General features: G+C 53.1%; 14 protein-coding genes. 10 read left to right on the forward strand and 4 right to left on the reverse strand.

Features of this window, described 5'->3' with window-relative positions:
* Positions 1 to 2: 2 nt before the first annotated feature.
* Both atpD and LZ634_RS12440 read left to right on the forward strand, forming a co-directional pair.
* Positions 3 to 1,385, forward strand: a complete 1,383-nt coding sequence (atpD, locus tag LZ634_RS12435) for a F0F1 ATP synthase subunit beta (RefSeq protein WP_234505438.1) — start codon at positions 3 to 5, stop codon at positions 1,383 to 1,385.
* Positions 1,386 to 1,405: 20 nt separating this feature from the next.
* Positions 1,406 to 1,825 carry a F0F1 ATP synthase subunit epsilon gene (locus LZ634_RS12440; protein ID WP_052284573.1) on the forward strand — a complete coding sequence of 140 codons (420 nt, stop codon included), beginning with the start codon at positions 1,406 to 1,408 and terminating at the stop codon, positions 1,823 to 1,825.
* Between the two features lie 433 nt (positions 1,826 to 2,258).
* On the opposite strand, the gene LZ634_RS12445 is transcribed toward LZ634_RS12440, so the two are convergent.
* Positions 2,259 to 4,436: a right-handed parallel beta-helix repeat-containing protein gene (locus LZ634_RS12445; protein ID WP_234505441.1), complete on the reverse strand. Its 2,178-nt coding sequence runs from the start codon at positions 4,434 to 4,436 to the stop codon at positions 2,259 to 2,261.
* 344 nt (positions 4,437 to 4,780) lie between these two features.
* Here LZ634_RS12445 and glmU point away from each other — a divergent pair, with 344 nt between their 5' ends.
* The 7 genes from glmU to phoU all read left to right on the forward strand — a co-directional run bounded on the left by glmU (position 4,781) and on the right by phoU (position 13,051).
* Entirely contained in the window at positions 4,781 to 6,151 is a 1,371-nt protein-coding gene (gene glmU / locus LZ634_RS12450; protein ID WP_234505444.1) for a bifunctional UDP-N-acetylglucosamine diphosphorylase/glucosamine-1-phosphate N-acetyltransferase GlmU, read from the forward strand.
* A 176-nt stretch (positions 6,152 to 6,327) separates the two neighbouring features.
* A complete protein-coding gene (gene glmS / locus LZ634_RS12455) occupies positions 6,328 to 8,157 on the forward strand; it encodes a glutamine--fructose-6-phosphate transaminase (isomerizing) (protein WP_234505447.1) in 1,830 nt (609 codons plus the stop codon).
* Positions 8,158 to 8,455: 298 nt separating this feature from the next.
* Complete coding sequence (pstS, locus tag LZ634_RS12460; RefSeq protein WP_234505450.1) at positions 8,456 to 9,496, forward strand: phosphate ABC transporter substrate-binding protein PstS; 1,041 nt, start codon at positions 8,456 to 8,458, stop codon at positions 9,494 to 9,496.
* A 71-nt stretch (positions 9,497 to 9,567) separates the two neighbouring features.
* Positions 9,568 to 10,530 (forward strand): phosphate ABC transporter permease PstC, encoded by a 963-nt coding sequence (pstC, locus tag LZ634_RS12465; protein ID WP_061280367.1) that lies wholly within the window; start codon positions 9,568 to 9,570, stop codon positions 10,528 to 10,530.
* Positions 10,527 to 11,417 carry a phosphate ABC transporter permease PstA gene (pstA, locus tag LZ634_RS12470; protein WP_234505453.1) on the forward strand — a complete coding sequence of 297 codons (891 nt, stop codon included), beginning with the start codon at positions 10,527 to 10,529 and terminating at the stop codon, positions 11,415 to 11,417. Before pstC ends, pstA begins: the two co-directional genes overlap by 4 nt.
* A 48-nt stretch (positions 11,418 to 11,465) precedes the next feature.
* Positions 11,466 to 12,239 carry a phosphate ABC transporter ATP-binding protein PstB gene (gene pstB / locus LZ634_RS12475; protein ID WP_035893601.1) on the forward strand — a complete coding sequence of 258 codons (774 nt, stop codon included), beginning with the start codon at positions 11,466 to 11,468 and terminating at the stop codon, positions 12,237 to 12,239.
* Between the two features lie 86 nt (positions 12,240 to 12,325).
* Positions 12,326 to 13,051 (forward strand): phosphate signaling complex protein PhoU, encoded by a 726-nt coding sequence (phoU, locus tag LZ634_RS12480; protein WP_234505589.1) that lies wholly within the window; start codon positions 12,326 to 12,328, stop codon positions 13,049 to 13,051.
* A gap of 83 nt (positions 13,052 to 13,134) precedes the next feature.
* Here the strand turns inward: phoU and yieH are convergent, their stop codons facing one another.
* On the reverse strand, positions 13,135 to 13,800 hold the full coding sequence (gene yieH, locus LZ634_RS12485) for a 6-phosphogluconate phosphatase (protein ID WP_234505456.1): 666 nt from the start codon (positions 13,798 to 13,800) through the stop codon (positions 13,135 to 13,137).
* 168 nt (positions 13,801 to 13,968) lie between these two features.
* On the opposite strand from yieH, the gene adeP reads away from it, so the two are divergent.
* Positions 13,969 to 15,306 (forward strand): NCS2 family permease, encoded by a 1,338-nt coding sequence (gene adeP / locus LZ634_RS12490; RefSeq protein WP_234505459.1) that lies wholly within the window; start codon positions 13,969 to 13,971, stop codon positions 15,304 to 15,306.
* 90 nt (positions 15,307 to 15,396) lie between these two features.
* Here adeP and LZ634_RS12495 read toward each other — a convergent pair whose 3' ends face one another.
* Together LZ634_RS12495 and LZ634_RS12500 are read right to left on the reverse strand one after the other, a co-directional pair.
* Complete coding sequence (locus LZ634_RS12495) at positions 15,397 to 15,963, reverse strand: NADPH-dependent FMN reductase (protein ID WP_234505462.1); 567 nt, start codon at positions 15,961 to 15,963, stop codon at positions 15,397 to 15,399.
* Positions 15,964 to 16,001: 38 nt separating this feature from the next.
* Complete coding sequence (locus LZ634_RS12500) at positions 16,002 to 16,751, reverse strand: 4'-phosphopantetheinyl transferase family protein (RefSeq protein WP_234505465.1); 750 nt, start codon at positions 16,749 to 16,751, stop codon at positions 16,002 to 16,004.
* Positions 16,752 to 16,894: the final 143 nt, after the last annotated feature.

A 16,894-nucleotide genomic window follows, 5' to 3' on the forward strand; every position in this document is an offset into this window, starting at 1 on the left:
AGATGGCTACTGGAAAAATTGTCCAGGTAATCGGCGCCGTAGTTGACGTCGAATTCCCTCAGGATGCCGTACCGCGTGTGTACGAAGCCCTTGAGGTTCAGAATGGTAATGAAGTGCTGGTGCTGGAAGTTCAGCAGCAGCTCGGCGGCGGTATCGTACGTACCATCGCTATGGGTTCTTCCGACGGTCTGCGTCGCGGTCTGGATGTAAAAGACCTCGAACACCCAATCGAAGTCCCGGTAGGTAAAGCAACACTGGGTCGTATCATGAACGTACTGGGTCAACCGGTAGACATGAAAGGCGACATCGGTGAAGAAGAGCGTTGGGCTATCCACCGTTCAGCTCCTTCCTACGAAGAGTTGTCAAACTCTCAGGAACTGCTGGAAACCGGCATCAAAGTTATCGACCTGATGTGTCCGTTTGCTAAGGGCGGTAAAGTTGGTCTGTTCGGCGGTGCGGGTGTTGGTAAAACCGTAAACATGATGGAGCTTATTCGTAACATCGCGATTGAGCACTCCGGTTACTCTGTGTTTGCGGGCGTAGGTGAACGTACTCGTGAGGGTAACGACTTCTACCACGAAATGACCGACTCCAACGTTATCGATAAAGTATCCCTGGTTTACGGCCAGATGAACGAGCCACCAGGAAACCGTCTGCGCGTAGCGCTGACCGGTTTGACCATGGCTGAGAAGTTCCGTGACGAAGGTCGCGACGTACTGCTGTTCGTCGATAACATCTATCGTTACACCCTGGCCGGTACAGAAGTATCTGCACTGCTGGGCCGTATGCCTTCAGCGGTAGGTTATCAGCCGACTCTGGCGGAAGAGATGGGCGTTCTGCAGGAACGTATCACCTCCACCAAAACCGGTTCTATCACCTCCGTTCAGGCGGTATACGTACCTGCGGATGACTTGACTGACCCATCCCCAGCAACCACCTTTGCTCACTTAGATGCAACCGTGGTACTGAGCCGTCAGATCGCTTCCCTGGGTATCTACCCGGCCGTTGACCCGCTGGACTCCACCAGCCGTCAGCTGGATCCGCTGGTTGTTGGTCAGGAACACTACGACACCGCTCGTGGCGTTCAGTCCATCCTGCAGCGTTATCAGGAACTGAAAGACATCATCGCCATCCTGGGTATGGATGAGCTGTCTGAAGAAGATAAACTGGTGGTAGCACGCGCTCGTAAGATTCAGCGCTTCCTGTCCCAGCCGTTCTTCGTGGCAGAAGTATTCACCGGTTCTCCGGGCAAATACGTCTCCCTGAAAGACACCATCCGTGGCTTTAAAGGCATCATGGACGGCGAATACGATCACCTGCCAGAGCAGGCGTTCTACATGGTCGGTTCCATTGACGAAGCAGTGGAAAAAGCCAAAAAACTTTAACGCCTTAATCGGAGGGTGATATGGCAATGACTTACCACCTGGACGTCGTCAGCGCAGAGCAACAAATGTTCTCTGGTCTGGTCGAGAAAATCCAGGTAACGGGTAGCGAAGGTGAACTGGGTATTTTCCCGGGTCACGCACCGCTGCTCACCGCCATTAAGCCTGGTATGATTCGCATCGTTAAACAGTTCGGTCATGAAGAGTTTATCTATCTGTCCGGCGGCATTCTTGAAGTGCAGCCTGGTAGCACGACCGTTCTGGCTGATACAGCTATTCGTGGTCAGGATCTCGACGAAGCGCGAGCTCTTGAAGCGAAACGTAAAGCGGAAGAGCACATTAAGAGCTCTCATGGCGACGTGGATTACGCTCAGGCGTCTGCGGAACTGGCCAAAGCGATCGCTAAACTGCGCGTTATCGAGTTGACCAAAAAAGCGATGTAACACCGGCTTGAAAGTCAAAAAGCCAGTCTGGTTTCCAGGCTGGCTTTTTTTATGTTTTGTTTTAATAAATTTGAAATTGAAAAGGTATTTTAAATATTTTGTGATTCGCGTCACAAAGCTGTTGATCGATAAAAATGAGAAGAGTAGACTTTGTTTTGTGAGTTGAGTCACAGAAATTACCACTACTATCGCAGGATAAAAATCATGAAACTGATCAACAAAATCATCGCTCTTTTCAGCTCTATGAACATCTCTTTCGGTACCTTCAACCTGTAAGGTTACCGCGCTGACCGCCCACTTGCCGGTCAGACTCAGTTCTGTGATGCGCTGTACCGCTAACGAAAACCACAACACATGCGGTGTAAACGGAACGCTAAAATGAAGAAGGTCGCCTCACGGCGACCTTTGTATTTTTGGGACTTATAACGTGCTATCAGTCTTTGGTCAGGAAGTTGCCGGTTTTAAAACTTCCATCCGCGTTGCGCTCCAGCGGCTGTGGTAACGTAAGCGACTGGAAATCCTCTGCACGCAGCTCTTTCCCTTCCTTGTTCACGCTTTTCCCGTTTTCAATAAAGTAGTTGGTGGCATCGATGTTACCCACTACCGCATCATCATATTTCCCCGGTTGGCTGCGCAGTGAAATGTTATCGCTGAATACGCCCTGAGTGGTCGCATCGCCATAAGGGCTTGGGCGGAAGATAAAGTTAAAGCGTTGGTTATCCACGGCGACGTTATTCACCACCACCAGCTTGCCCGGGTTGAAGTTATCGGTAAAGCCATCGAGGTGGTTACCTACCGCGATGCTGTTGCGGATCTCATGAGCCACCGGCTGCCCTTCGCCGCCCAGCTTGAATCCGTTGCTGGTGTTATTGCGCGCGATAGAGTTTTCAATCACCACCACCCCGTTTGCCCCGTCCTCAATCTTGTTGAACAGATCAAAGCCATCGTCGATATTATCGTGGGAGTAACAGCCTTCAAGACGGTTGCCCTCTCCTACGCGCATCTTCACGGCAAACCCATCGGCATTGATCTTTCCCGGATCTTCGTTGCTAAAGGATTCGGAATTCACCACGCGGTTATGGCTTGCCCACAGCGGGCGGCCGATCTTATCCACTGATGAAATCTGGATGCCAGTATCGTCGTTACGATAGGCCACCACATTTTCAATCAGGTTGTGGCTGCCCTGAATACGCAGGCTCTTATCGGTTATCTCGATACCACGAAGTGTCCAGTAGTTGCCATCCAGCAACATACCGTGGATAACCGCTTTGCCCTGGGCTTCCAGCGTTTTACGGCTTTTCTCCAGGCCGCTTGCGGAAAGTGGGATATCGGTTTTTGGATAGTCACCGGCAGCGAGCATAATTTTACCACCCGGCGGTAGCAGCTCGATGGCGGTGCTCAGATCCAATGGTGACTCTGCGGTGCCTTTAGCATCGGCTTTTCCGTTGGCCGCCGCATACAGAGTGCTGCTGGTGATGTTTTTCACCTGGCTTACCGTCAGATTCTGCTCAACCGGCGTGCGGTCTTTACCGCTGGTGGGGGTAAAGGTTATCTGGAAGCTATTGTCCTCTTTGAGTGTCGCAGGCTGGGTGAACATTTCCCCGGCTTTCACCGGTTTATTCTCCCCGATCACCACTTCGTTTTGTCGTACGGTGAACTGACCGTCATAGTTAGCGCGAGCCTGCAACGTATAGTTCTGAGTCAGGCTCTGGCTGCCTGATGCCACCTGCATCACCACCGGCCAGGATTTGGCGACAAACGGTTTAGAGGACACTGTTTTCGCCTCGGAAGTCGTCAACGATGCATCGCTAACGGTGATTTTGGCGTTTCGTGACGCAAAGAAGCCGACGTAATACTGCTTTTTGTCCTGCACGGAGATGAGGTCGGCGTGCGGTACCTGCTGGGTAACCCACTCCTCGCTGCCAGCCGGCGCCCAGGCGGTCACAAAGCCCTCATTGGTGCGTTCGAGCTTAAGACGGAAGGTTGGCGACTGGTGGAGGTCCACGCCCTCTTTGTAGCTGACTTTTTTAATTTCAGACCCGGTATTACCCCAGGGTTGGATGATCCCATTACGTGAAATAGCCTGTAATTTCACGCGGAAATCATCCTTTTTATCCTGGGTCATAATGGCGTTCATCACCATATTTGACGCTGCGGGGAACTCTTCATAGCCTTCTTTCAGCGGTTCCTGGCGCGGGATACCGATAATATCGCGCACCAGCAGCCCAGCCCCTTCCTGGGCGGCCGGTTTGGCACCGTTTTCCGGGCCGAACTGGTCAACGGTGACGGTAGCGGCGAGGACAAAATTCTTATCGACCGGTAGTACGGTGTAGAAGAAAGTCAGGCCGTCGTGGGAGTTGGCAATTTTCCCACCACGGCTTTCAATGGTGATGGGTTTACTGAGATCGGCTACCTGCTGTGATGTCAGGGTTTTGCCATCAATCGTCACGTTATTGACGCCCACTTTCTCCGCCAGCACGTTGGAGGAGAAGTTGATATCGGTGGACTGCCCGAAGGCGATAGCTTTCCATTGCTCAGGCGTTTCGGCCTGCGCCGAGAGAGAGAGTGCTGCGCTACAAAGGGTAAGAGCCAGAGGTATCTTCTTGTTCATGTTATCTTCCTGAAGGGTTGATTGGCGTAATTATCGCCAAATCAAAACACCGTTTCTTTTTTGTCTGTCACAATAATGAGTAAATAAAACACTGTTTTAATTTCAAGTGTTCTTTATTCAGGTAGCAAAAAAACAGCATAAGCAGCGAGATAGCGCGAAAACTGGCATCCGGTCTTAATTCTTACAAGACAAATGGATTTGATATGGACGAAAATAAGGGTAGAAAAACAGGGCTACCGAGGATGTTGGTCGTTTTAGCAGCAGGCCATTTCATGCTGAAAAATATGTAGAATTTTCAACGCGAACCCGGTTTACTTCATACTTAAACTAAAGACAGGATACCTATGTCTAACCGTACCATGAGCGTTGTGATCCTTGCCGCCGGCAAAGGCACGCGTATGTATTCCGATCTCCCTAAAGTACTGCACACCCTCGCGGGTAAACCGATGGTGCAGCATGTCATTGATGCCGCTAACCATGTTGGCGCAACCCAGGTACATCTGGTGTACGGTCACGGCGGTGATTTACTCAAGCAGACCTTAACCGAAGGCAACCTCAATTGGGTGCTGCAGGCTGAACAGCTTGGCACGGGCCACGCGATGCAGCAGGCCGCGCCGTTCTTTGCCGATGACGAAGATATTCTGATGCTCTACGGCGATGTCCCGCTGATCTCCGCTGAGACGCTTCAGCGCCTGCGCGATGCGAAACCACAGGGCGGTATCGGTCTGTTGACGGTGGTGCTGGACGATCCGAGCGGTTACGGGCGTATTACCCGTGAAAACGGCAAAGTCACCGGTATTGTTGAGCACAAAGATGCGACTGACGAGCAGCGTCTGATCCCAGAAATTAATACCGGCATCCTGATTGCCAACGGTGCGGACATGAAGCGCTGGCTGGCGAAGCTCGACAACAACAATGCACAGGGCGAATTCTACATCACCGATATCATCGCCATGGCGTACCAGGAAGGACATGAGATTGCCGCGGTACACCCGGAGCGCTTGAGCGAAGTGGAAGGGGTGAATAACCGTCTGCAGCTGGCGCGCCTGGAGCGCGTCTACCAGTCCGAGCAGGCAGAAAAACTGCTGCTGGCGGGCGTCATGCTACGCGATCCTGCGCGTTTTGATCTGCGCGGCACGCTTTCTCACGGGCGTGATGTGGAGATTGATACTAACGTTATCCTTGAAGGCAATGTGGTTCTGGGCCAGCGGGTCAAAATTGGCGCAGGCTGCGTGATTAAAAACAGCACCATTGGCGACGATTGTGAAATCAGTCCGTACAGCGTGGTGGAAGATGCGACGCTGCAGGCCGCCTGCACCATCGGGCCGTTCGCTCGTCTGCGTCCAGGTGCGGAACTGCTGGAAGGCGCTCACGTCGGTAACTTCGTTGAGATGAAAAAAGCGCGTCTGGGTAAAGGTTCGAAAGCGGGTCATTTGACCTATCTGGGCGATGCGGAAATTGGTGATAACGTCAATATCGGTGCGGGTACCATCACCTGCAACTATGACGGCGCCAACAAGTTTAAAACCATTATCGGCGACGACGTGTTTGTCGGTTCTGATTCCCAGCTGGTGGCCCCGGTCACTATCGGCAAAGGCGTCACCATTGCCGCCGGAACGACTGTCACCCGTAACGTGGCGGATAATGAACTGGTGTTAAGCCGTGTACCGCAGGTCCATAAACAGGGCTGGCAGCGTCCGGTGAAGAAAAAGTAACTTTTTTGCCGGATGGCGTTTCGCTTATCCGGCAGACAACGGATGAGGAGATAACATAATCTCCCTTCCACAAAGCAGTACCTATAAAAATAACCCCACTCTCTACAAGGCTCGGGGCGCCCGGTATACGGGCAACAGGTTGACCGACAACGCGTAAAAATCGGAACTAATAAACTATGTGTGGAATTGTTGGCGCAGTCGCGCAACGTGATGTAGCTGAAATCCTTCTCGAAGGTCTTCGTCGTCTGGAATACCGTGGCTATGATTCAGCGGGTCTGGCGGTGGTGGATGCGGAAGGTCATATGACCCGTCTGCGTCGCCTGGGGAAAGTCCAGATGCTGGCGCAGGCTGCGGAAGAGCACCCTCTACCTGGCGGTACCGGTATTGCTCATACCCGCTGGGCGACCCACGGCGAACCTTCAGAAAGCAACGCGCATCCGCATGTCTCTGACCACATTGCGGTGGTGCATAACGGCATCATAGAGAACCACGAACCGCTGCGCGAAATGCTGCAGGCGCGTGGCTACGTCTTTGTTTCCGCCACCGACACCGAAGTGATTGCTCACCTCGTACACTGGGAGCTGGAGCAGGGCGGTACGCTGCGTGAAGCTGTTTTACGCGCGATCCCGCAGCTGCGCGGTGCGTATGGCACGGTGATTATGGACTCCCGCGACCCAAGCACTCTGCTGGCCGCCCGTTCCGGTAGCCCGCTGGTTATCGGCCTTGGCATGGGTGAGAACTTTATCGCTTCAGACCAACTGGCTCTTTTGCCTGTTACCCGTCGCTTTATCTTCCTTGAAGAGGGTGATATCGCGGAGGTTACGCGCCGTACGGTTGAGATCTTTGATAAATCTGGTGCCCAAGTGAAGCGCCAGGAGATTGAATCCAATCTGCAGTACGATGCGGGCGATAAAGGTATCTATCGCCACTACATGCAAAAAGAGATCTATGAGCAGCCGAACGCGATTAAAAACACCTTAACCGGGCGTATCAGCCATGGTCAGGTGGATTTAAGCGAACTTGGGCCACAGGCCGATGCGCTGCTCTCTAAGGTTGAGCACATTCAGATCATTGCTTGCGGTACTTCCTACAACTCCGGAATGGTCGCACGCTACTGGTTTGAATCGCTGGTTGGCATGCCGTGCGATGTCGAAATTGCCTCGGAATTCCGTTATCGCAAATCTGCCGTGCGCCCAAACAGCTTGGTTATCACCCTGTCGCAATCAGGCGAAACTGCCGATACGCTGGCCGGTCTGCGTTTGACTAAAGAGCTGGGATATCTGGGATCGCTGGCGGTGTGTAACGTCGCCGGTTCGTCGCTGGTGCGTGAGTCCGATCTGGCAATCATGACCAAAGCGGGCGCGGAAATTGGCGTTGCTTCGACCAAAGCCTTTACCACGCAGTTAACGGTGCTACTGCTGCTGGTGGCGAAAATGGCGCGTCTTAAAGGCGTTGATGTGGCCGTCGAGCAGGATATCGTTCATGCGTTGCAGGCGTTGCCGAGCCGTATTGAACAGGTACTGTCGGAAGATAAACGCATTGAAGCGCTGGCCGAGGATTTCTCTGACAAGCATCACGCGCTGTTCCTTGGACGTGGCGATCAATATCCGATTGCGCTGGAAGGCGCGCTTAAGCTGAAAGAGATCTCCTACATCCATGCAGAAGCCTACGCGGCAGGCGAACTGAAACACGGCCCGCTGGCGTTGATTGATGCCGATATGCCGGTGATTGTGGTCGCGCCGAATAACGAACTGCTGGAAAAACTGAAATCCAACATTGAAGAGGTTCGCGCGCGCGGCGGCGAGCTGTACGTGTTTGCCGACAGAGATGCGGCATTCACTAACAGCGACAACATGCACATCATTGAGATGCCGCATGTTGAAGAGGTGATTGCACCTATCTTCTATACCGTTCCGCTACAGCTGCTGTCTTACCACGTGGCGCTTATCAAAGGCACCGACGTTGACCAGCCGCGTAACCTGGCAAAATCCGTGACCGTCGAATAATCACGATTGATGGCTAAACCATCCGGCTATGTCTCAGGCATAGCCGGATTTTTTTTACCTGCTATAACTGTCATAAAGCGCAGCAATTTTGCTGTCATAAAAAGAAAATTGTTTTGAAATTTTATTGTAAATTATTTTTATAATTATCTGATTTTATTGATTTTAATAATGATGCTTTTTGCAGGGCTTCTGTTGTCATTAAACTGTCATAAACCTTACATATAACTGTCACCTGTTTATCCTATTTTGCTCATCGTAGCCACTAAACAATACTTTACGAATTCTTGCAGGAGACATTATGAAAGTTATGCGTACCACTGTCGCAACTGTTGTCGCCGCGACCTTATCGATGAGCGCTTTCTCTGCGTTTGCAGCAGCAAGCCTGACAGGTGCAGGTGCAACCTTCCCTGCGCCAGTGTATGCCAAATGGGCAGATACCTATCAAAAAGAGACCGGTAGCAAAGTTAACTACCAGGGTATCGGTTCTTCCGGTGGCGTAAAACAAATTACTGCTAACACCGTAGATTTCGGCGCGTCTGACGCTCCGCTGTCTGACGAAAAACTGACGCAGGAAGGCCTGTTCCAGTTCCCGACCGTTATCGGCGGTGTTGTGCTGGCCGTTAACATCCCTGGCCTGAAATCAGGCGAGCTGGTGCTGGACGGTAAAACGCTGGGTGACATTTACCTCGGCAAGATTAAGAAGTGGGATGACGAAGCCATCACCAAACTGAACCCAGGCGTTAAGCTGCCTTCGCAGAATATCGCCGTAGTGCGTCGTGCTGATGGTTCCGGTACTTCCTTCGTCTTCACCAGCTACCTGGCGAAAGTGAACGAAGAGTGGAAATCCAAAATCGGTTCTGGTTCTACCGTGAACTGGCCGACCGGTCTGGGCGGTAAAGGTAACGACGGCATCGCCGCCTTCGTACAGCGTCTGCCGGGTGCAATTGGCTACGTTGAATATGCTTACGCTAAGCAGAATAACCTGGCTTACACCAAGCTGATTTCTGCTGACGGTAAAGCGGTTAGCCCAACCGAAGAGAACTTCGCCAACGCCGCTAAAGGCGCTGACTGGAGCAAATCCTTCGCGCAGGACCTGACCAACCAGAAAGGCGAAGGCGCGTGGCCAATTACCTCCACCACCTTCATTCTGGTTCACAAAGAGCAGAAGAAACCTGAGCAGGGCGCTGAAGTGCTGAAGTTCTTTGATTGGGCGTACAAAAACGGTGGGAAGCAGGCTAACGAGCTGGATTATGCTACCCTGCCGGCAAGCGTGGTTGAGCAGGTTCGTGCTGCATGGAAGACCAACGTAAAAGATAGCAGCGGTAAAGCGCTGTACTGATTACGGTAGCCCGGCGGTGACGCCGGGCATCTGTAAACGTCGTCGCGGATTTTAAACTGAAAGAGTAATTTATGGCTGCAACCAAGCCTGCTTTTAACCCACCGGGTAAAAAGGGTGACATGATATTCAGCGCGCTGGTAAGACTGGCTGCGCTGATTGTGCTATTGATGTTGGGCGGGATTATTGTCTCCCTTGTCATCTCTTCCTGGCCCAGCATGGAGAAGTTCGGCTTCGCCTTCCTGTGGACCAAAGAGTGGGATGCACCGAACGATGTCTACGGCGCGCTGGTACCGATTTACGGTACGATCGTCACCTCCGTTATCGCTTTGCTAATCGCCGTTCCGGTGAGCTTCGGCATCGCACTCTTCCTGACTGAACTGGCACCAAACTGGCTTAAACGCCCGTTAGGTATCGCGATTGAACTGCTGGCGGCGATCCCCAGTATTGTTTACGGCATGTGGGGGCTGTTTATCTTTGCTCCGCTGTTCGCGACCTACTTCCAGGAGCCGGTCGGTAATATTCTTTCTAACATCCCGTTTGTCGGTGCACTGTTCTCCGGCCCGGCGTTTGGTATCGGTATCCTGGCGGCAGGTGTCATCCTGGCCATCATGATTATCCCGTATATCTCCGCCGTTATGCGTGATGTGTTCGAACAGACTCCAGTGATGATGAAAGAGTCGGCCTACGGCATCGGCTGCACCACCTGGGAAGTTATCTGGCGTATCGTCCTGCCGTTCACTAAAAATGGGGTTATCGGCGGTGTGATGCTCGGCCTTGGCCGCGCGCTGGGTGAAACCATGGCAGTGACCTTTATCATCGGTAACACCTACCAGCTCGACAGCGCCTCGCTGTATATGCCGGGCAACAGCATTACCTCCGCGCTGGCGAACGAATTTGCCGAAGCGGAATCCGGTCTGCACGTTTCCGCCCTGATGGAACTGGGCCTGATCCTGTTTGCGATTACCTTTATCGTTCTGGCGGCATCGAAGTTCATGATTATGCGCCTGGCGAAGAATGAGGGGGCACGCTCATGACCACTCTGGAAATGCAAAGCACCGCTGAGCTGGCCGAGTCTCGCCGCAAGATGCAGGCGCGTCGCCGCATGAAGAACCGCATCGCGCTGACGCTCTCCATGGCCACCATGATCTTCGGCCTGTTCTGGCTGGTGTGGATCTTAATGGCCACCATTACCCGCGGTATCGACGGGATGTCGCTGGCGCTGTTTACCGAAATGACGCCACCGCCGAACACCGCGGGCGGTGGTCTGGCAAACGCCCTGGCGGGCAGCGGCCTGCTGATTCTGTGGTCGACCGTTTTTGGTACACCGCTTGGCATTATGGCGGGTATCTACCTTGCTGAGTACGGGCGCAAATCCTGGCTGGCCGAGGTTATCCGCTTTATTAACGATATTCTGCTTTCCGCACCGTCTATCGTGGTTGGGCTGTTCGTCTACACCATCGTGGTGGCGCAGATGCAGCACTTCTCCGGTTGGGCGGGCGTAATTGCGCTGGCACTGCTGCAGGTGCCAATCGTGATTCGTACTACCGAGAATATGCTGAAGCTGGTGCCGGATAGCCTGCGTGAAGCGGCCTATGCGCTGGGAACGCCAAAATGGCGGATGATTTCGGCCATTACGCTCAAAGCATCTATTTCCGGGATTATGACCGGTATCCTGCTGGCGATTGCGCGTATCGCGGGTGAAACTGCCCCGCTGCTGTTTACCGCGCTCTCCAACCAGTTCTGGAGCACCGACATGATGCAGCCGATTGCTAACCTGCCGGTGACCATCTTTAAATTTGCGATGAGCCCGTTTGCGGAGTGGCAGCAACTGGCCTGGGCCGGGGTGCTGATTATCACTCTGTGCGTACTGCTGCTGAACATTCTGGCGCGCGTCATTTTCGCGAAGAAGAAACACGGTTAATTTTTTACAGCGCGGCCAACGGCGGCGCTGGATGAGGAAGAGATTGAGATGAGTATGGTGAACACAACTCCGGGTAAGATTTCAGTACGTGACCTGAACTTCTACTACGGCAAATTCCATGCCCTGAAGAACATTAACCTGGATATCGCGAAAAACCAGGTCACCGCGTTTATCGGCCCATCGGGCTGCGGCAAATCGACGCTGCTGCGTACCTTCAACAAAATGTTTGAACTGTACCCAGAGCAGCGCGCGGAAGGTGAAATTCTGCTGGATGGCGACAATATTCTCACCAATACCCAGGATATCGCGCTGCTGCGTGCCAAAGTGGGCATGGTGTTCCAGAAGCCAACGCCGTTCCCGATGTCTATCTATGACAACATCGCCTTTGGTGTCCGCCTGTTTGAAAAGCTGTCGCGTACCGATATGGATGAGCGCGTGCAGTGGGCATTGACCAAGGCCGCATTATGGAATGAAACCAAAGATAAACTGCACCAGAGCGGGTACTCTCTCTCCGGTGGTCAGCAGCAGCGTCTGTGCATCGCGCGCGGTATCGCGATTCGCCCGGAAGTGTTGCTGCTGGATGAACCGTGCTCAGCGCTTGACCCGATTTCCACCGGGCGTATTGAAGAGCTTATCACCGAGCTGAAAGAGGATTACACCGTGGTTATCGTGACCCACAACATGCAGCAGGCTGCGCGTTGTTCCGACCACACGGCGTTTATGTATCTGGGCGAATTGATTGAGTTTAGCAACACGGACGATCTGTTCACCAAGCCCGCGAAAAAACAGACTGAAGATTATATTACTGGCCGCTATGGTTGATATGTCCTTTATTTTTCAGGCGAGAACAGAGAGCCGAGTCGGCCGTCCTGTTTTCGCTCGGAATTATTTGGGCATCTGGAGAAATGATGGACAATTTAAACCTCAATAAACATATTTCCGGCCAGTTCAACGCAGAACTGGAAAGCATCCGCACCCAGGTGATGACCATGGGCGGCATGGTAGAGCAGCAGCTTTCTGATGCGATTACCGCGATGCATAACCAGGACAGCGAGCTGGCAAAACGCGTCATTGAAGGCGATAAGCACGTCAACATGATGGAAGTGGCGATCGACGAAGCCTGCGTACGCATTATCGCTAAACGTCAGCCAACGGCGAGCGACCTGCGTCTGGTGATGGCTATCATCAAAACCATCGCTGAGCTGGAACGTATTGGTGACGTTGCGGACAAAATCTGCAGCACCGCGCTGGAGAAATTCTCCCACCAGCACCAGCCGCTGCTGGTGAGCCTGGAATCGCTGGGCCGCCACACCGTGCAGATGCTGCACGACGTGCTGGATGCCTTTGCGCGTATGGATCTGGACGAAGCGGTGCGTATCTACCGTGAAGACAAGAAAGTTGACCAGGAATACGAGGGTATCGTGCGCCAGCTGATGACCTATATGATGGAAGACCCGCGCACCATTCCAAGCGTGCTGACCGCGCTATTCTGCGCCCGTTCTATCGAGCGTATCGGCGATCGCTGCCAGAATATCTGTGAATACATCTTCTACTTCGTGAAGGGACAGGATTTCCGTCACGTCGGCGGCGATGAGCTGGATAAGCTACTGGCGGGTAAAGAGCCGAAAGAGTAACAGTATTGGCGGATGGCGCTTTGCTTATCCGCCTTACGGGATTTGTAGGCCGGATAAGCGCTAGCGCCATCCGGCTTTTTCATTTATCGCGTAATTTTCCAGCCGCGCGCTTTCCACAGTTCCGGCAGCTGCGCCAAATCGGTAAACGTCGTGACTTTCGGATGATCGATCGGTTTGTTATGCGGGTCGGCGCAGAAGTAGAACACCTCCATCCCGGCATCAATTCCTGACTGGGCTCCGGCTGATGAATCATCCACCAGAATGCAGTTCTCGACGTTGACGTTCATGGCTTTGGCCGCGTGATACATCAGCGCCGGATCGGGCTTCCAGCGCTGAATATCGTAGCCGCTGAATAACTTATCCGGGAAATGATGCAACATCCCCAGCTTGCCCAGCGAATGCTGCATTTTGCTGACCGGACCGTTTGAGACGATACACATCGGGATATCAACCGCATCAATCAGATCGTTAGCACCATCGATCACCTCAAGTTCCGTGTCGAAAAGGCGTGCGACCTCTGCGCGGTAAACGGGTTCTAAATCTGACTTTGCCAGCTTTGTCCCGTGTTCTTCGTTGATGATGTCGATGATTTCGTAGAGTTTCACGCCCTTGAAACGTTTAAAAATCTCTTCCAGATCGAGCGTAATGCCAAATGTTTTAAACATATGGACGTAGGCCCGTGAACAGATAACTTCGCTGTCTACCAGCGTACCGTCACAGTCGAAAAAAACCGCTTCAATACCGGACATGTCATTTCCTTTTTAACAAGTTTAACGTTTACGTAATGCAGAATTCAGAGACGCAATCGTTGCCGTATAAGCAAAATCAATGAAAAAAGTATCTCATAACCGCGCCTATTGTCGCATTTTGGTATAGGATAGCGACGAATTTTCCTCCCTTTCCTGCGGAAATAGATAATGAGTCAACAACACACCACCCCGGCTTCCGGTCAGGGGATACTGGAGCGCGTGTTTAAACTGCGCGAACACGGCACAACGGCACGCACCGAAGTGATCGCCGGTTTCACCACCTTCCTGACGATGGTCTACATCGTTTTCGTAAACCCACAAATTCTTGGCGTCGCCGGAATGGACACCAGCGCGGTGTTCGTGACGACCTGTCTGATTGCGGCGCTGGGCAGTATCCTGATGGGCGTATTTGCCAACCTGCCGGTGGCGCTGGCGCCAGCGATGGGCCTCAACGCCTTCTTCGCATTTGTGGTGGTACAGGCGATGGGCCTGCCGTGGCAGGTGGGTATGGGTGCCATCTTCTGGGGCGCAGTGGGTCTGCTGCTGTTGACGATTTTCCGTGTGCGTTACTGGATGATTGCGAACATCCCGGTGAGCCTGCGCGTGGGGATCACCAGCGGTATCGGGCTGTTCATCGGTATGATGGGTCTGAAAAACGCCGGCGTTATCGTCGCCAACAAGGACACCCTGGTGTCTATCGGCAACCTGACCTCTCACAGCGTTCTGCTGGGCGTGCTGGGCTTCTTTATTATTGCGATTCTGGCGTCCCGTAATATCCATGCGGCGGTGCTGGTGTCTATCGTGGTGACGACCCTGCTGGGCTGGATGCTGGGCGACGTTCACTATAACGGTATCGTCTCCGCCCCACCGAGCATTACCACGGTGGTTGGCCATGTTGATCTTGCGGGTTCATTCAATCTCGGCCTGGCTGGAGTGATCTTCTCCTTCATGCTGGTTAACCTGTTTGACTCCTCCGGTACGCTGATTGGCGTCACCGATAAAGCGGGTCTGGCGGATGAGAAGGGTAAATTCCCACGCATGAAGCAGGCGCTGTTTGTGGATAGCGTTTCGTCAGTGGCTGGTTCCTTCATCGGTACCTCTTCCGTCACCGCCTATATCGAATCCTCTTCCGGCGTTTCCGTTGGTGGTCGTACCGGCCTGACGGCAGTGGTCGTGGGTCTGCTGTTCCTGCTGGTGATTTTCCTGTCGCCTCTGGCGGGAATGGTGCCGGGCTATGCGGCGGCGGGTGCGCTGATTTACGTTGGCGTGCTGATGACGTCAAGCCTGTCGCGCGTGAAGTGGGATGACCTGACTGAAGCGGTTCCGGCATTTATTACCGCGGTGATGATGCCGTTTAGCTTCTCGATTACCGAAGGTATCGCGCTGGGCTTTATCTCTTACTGCATTATGAAAATTGGTACCGGTCGTTTCCGCGATCTCAGCCCGTGCGTGATTATCGTCGCACTGCTGTTTGTGCTGAAGATTGTGTTTATCGACGCCCACTAAGATGCGGTTTGTGGTGTCAGGAGGCGCTTCGCTGACCTGACCTACAGGACAATAGAGGCCCGGCAAGCGTTAGCGCTGCCGGGCTTTTCTTTATGCTTTAACGCGCTGAATATATTCGCCAAACGCGGTCAATTGACCGGTCAGATGATCCAACGTGCCTTGCTCAATCACTTCACCCAGCTGTGGGTCGACCTTGTTCTGAATCACGCCGCCCATAAACTCTGGCTTGTTCATCACCATCGCGTCGAGGAACACCAGAATCTGGCGCAGATGGTACTGACAGCGTGCGCCGCCAATGGCGCCCATAGAGCTGGTCTGGATCAGTACCGGTTTACCGGCCAATGGTTGATCCGGCAGGCGAGACAGCCAGTCGATGGCATTTTTCAGGCCACCCGGCACGGAGTAGTTATACTCCGGCGTGACGATGACCACGCCGTCAGCCTGGCGAATTTGCTCAGCCAGCGCTTCTACGCTTTGTGGGAATCCATCTTCTTGTTGCAGGTCAGCATCATACAGCGGGATATCGCCAATCGACGGCAGCGCAGAAACGCTCATGCCCGCCGGGGCGATTTTTGGCAGGGTGCGTGCCACCATACCGTTAAATGAACCTTTGCGCAGGCTTCCCAATAACGTAACAACTTTCAACGCTTCAGACATGATTACTCCTTTGCATCATGAGGCTGTTTTCAGCCGAATCAGTTGAGTATAAGCGCTTTCTCTGCCGGCAGGCTGGTGAATCTCATCACCCGCGCCGCGGGTTCATTGGCCCGCGTTTGCGCGTCTGGCAGGCTGCGCCAACCGTATTTGCCATCAAACTCCCATACCTTGAGTTTCTCAATAGAAGGGGAAACGGCAAGCGACCAGGCCAGCACGTCCTCCGCATCACAAATGGCTTCGAGCTGATCGGTGGTGGCGGAACGCAGGCGGCCGGAACCAGGCAGCAACTGAAGCGCCTGCGGTGAGTCGATATGCACATCGCCGGTCATTTTGAGCACACTCTGGCGCAGCGCAATGAGCTGCACGCGCGCTTCGTGTGGATCGCTTTGGTTGTTAATCCACAGATTTTCATTGCTGGTAAATCGGTAGTTTTCCATCATCGTCGCCTGCGGGGTATTGCGCAGCACGTGCAGCAGCTCCATATCGAGGCCGCATGTGCCTTCGGTGGTCAGCGCCACGCCAACGATATTGCCTGCATAGGCGATGGAAAAATCAGGCAGTTGGCTATCTTTAAAGAATGGTTTGCCTTCCGTCTGGGTCACGATTTCGGGGAGTTCGCTGATGCCGTAAAGCATAAACAGCAGCTCGGCCAGCAGTGCGCGCGACGCTAGATAGCGAGTGCGGCGATAAGCCGGAAGCTGGCGTGCGATGTTGTGGCTGGTGGATGATAACCTGACCGACAGTAGATGCCCGTCCTTGAGGATCCCTCTTGCAAAGTGCGTCGCCATTTTTCGCTCCGTGATTAATGGACTGTGGATATTGTGAGAGTAACATTTACGCAAGTTATGATCAGGTTTTACTGCCTAAAAGTGCGAATGAAAAGGGGTATTACGAGACTTTTACACTTTCCCTTAACTGAAACACATTATTT

Origin of the sequence: Kluyvera intermedia (assembly GCF_021440345.1) — a bacterium.
Lineage (GTDB): Bacteria > Pseudomonadota > Gammaproteobacteria > Enterobacterales > Enterobacteriaceae > Kluyvera > Kluyvera intermedia_A.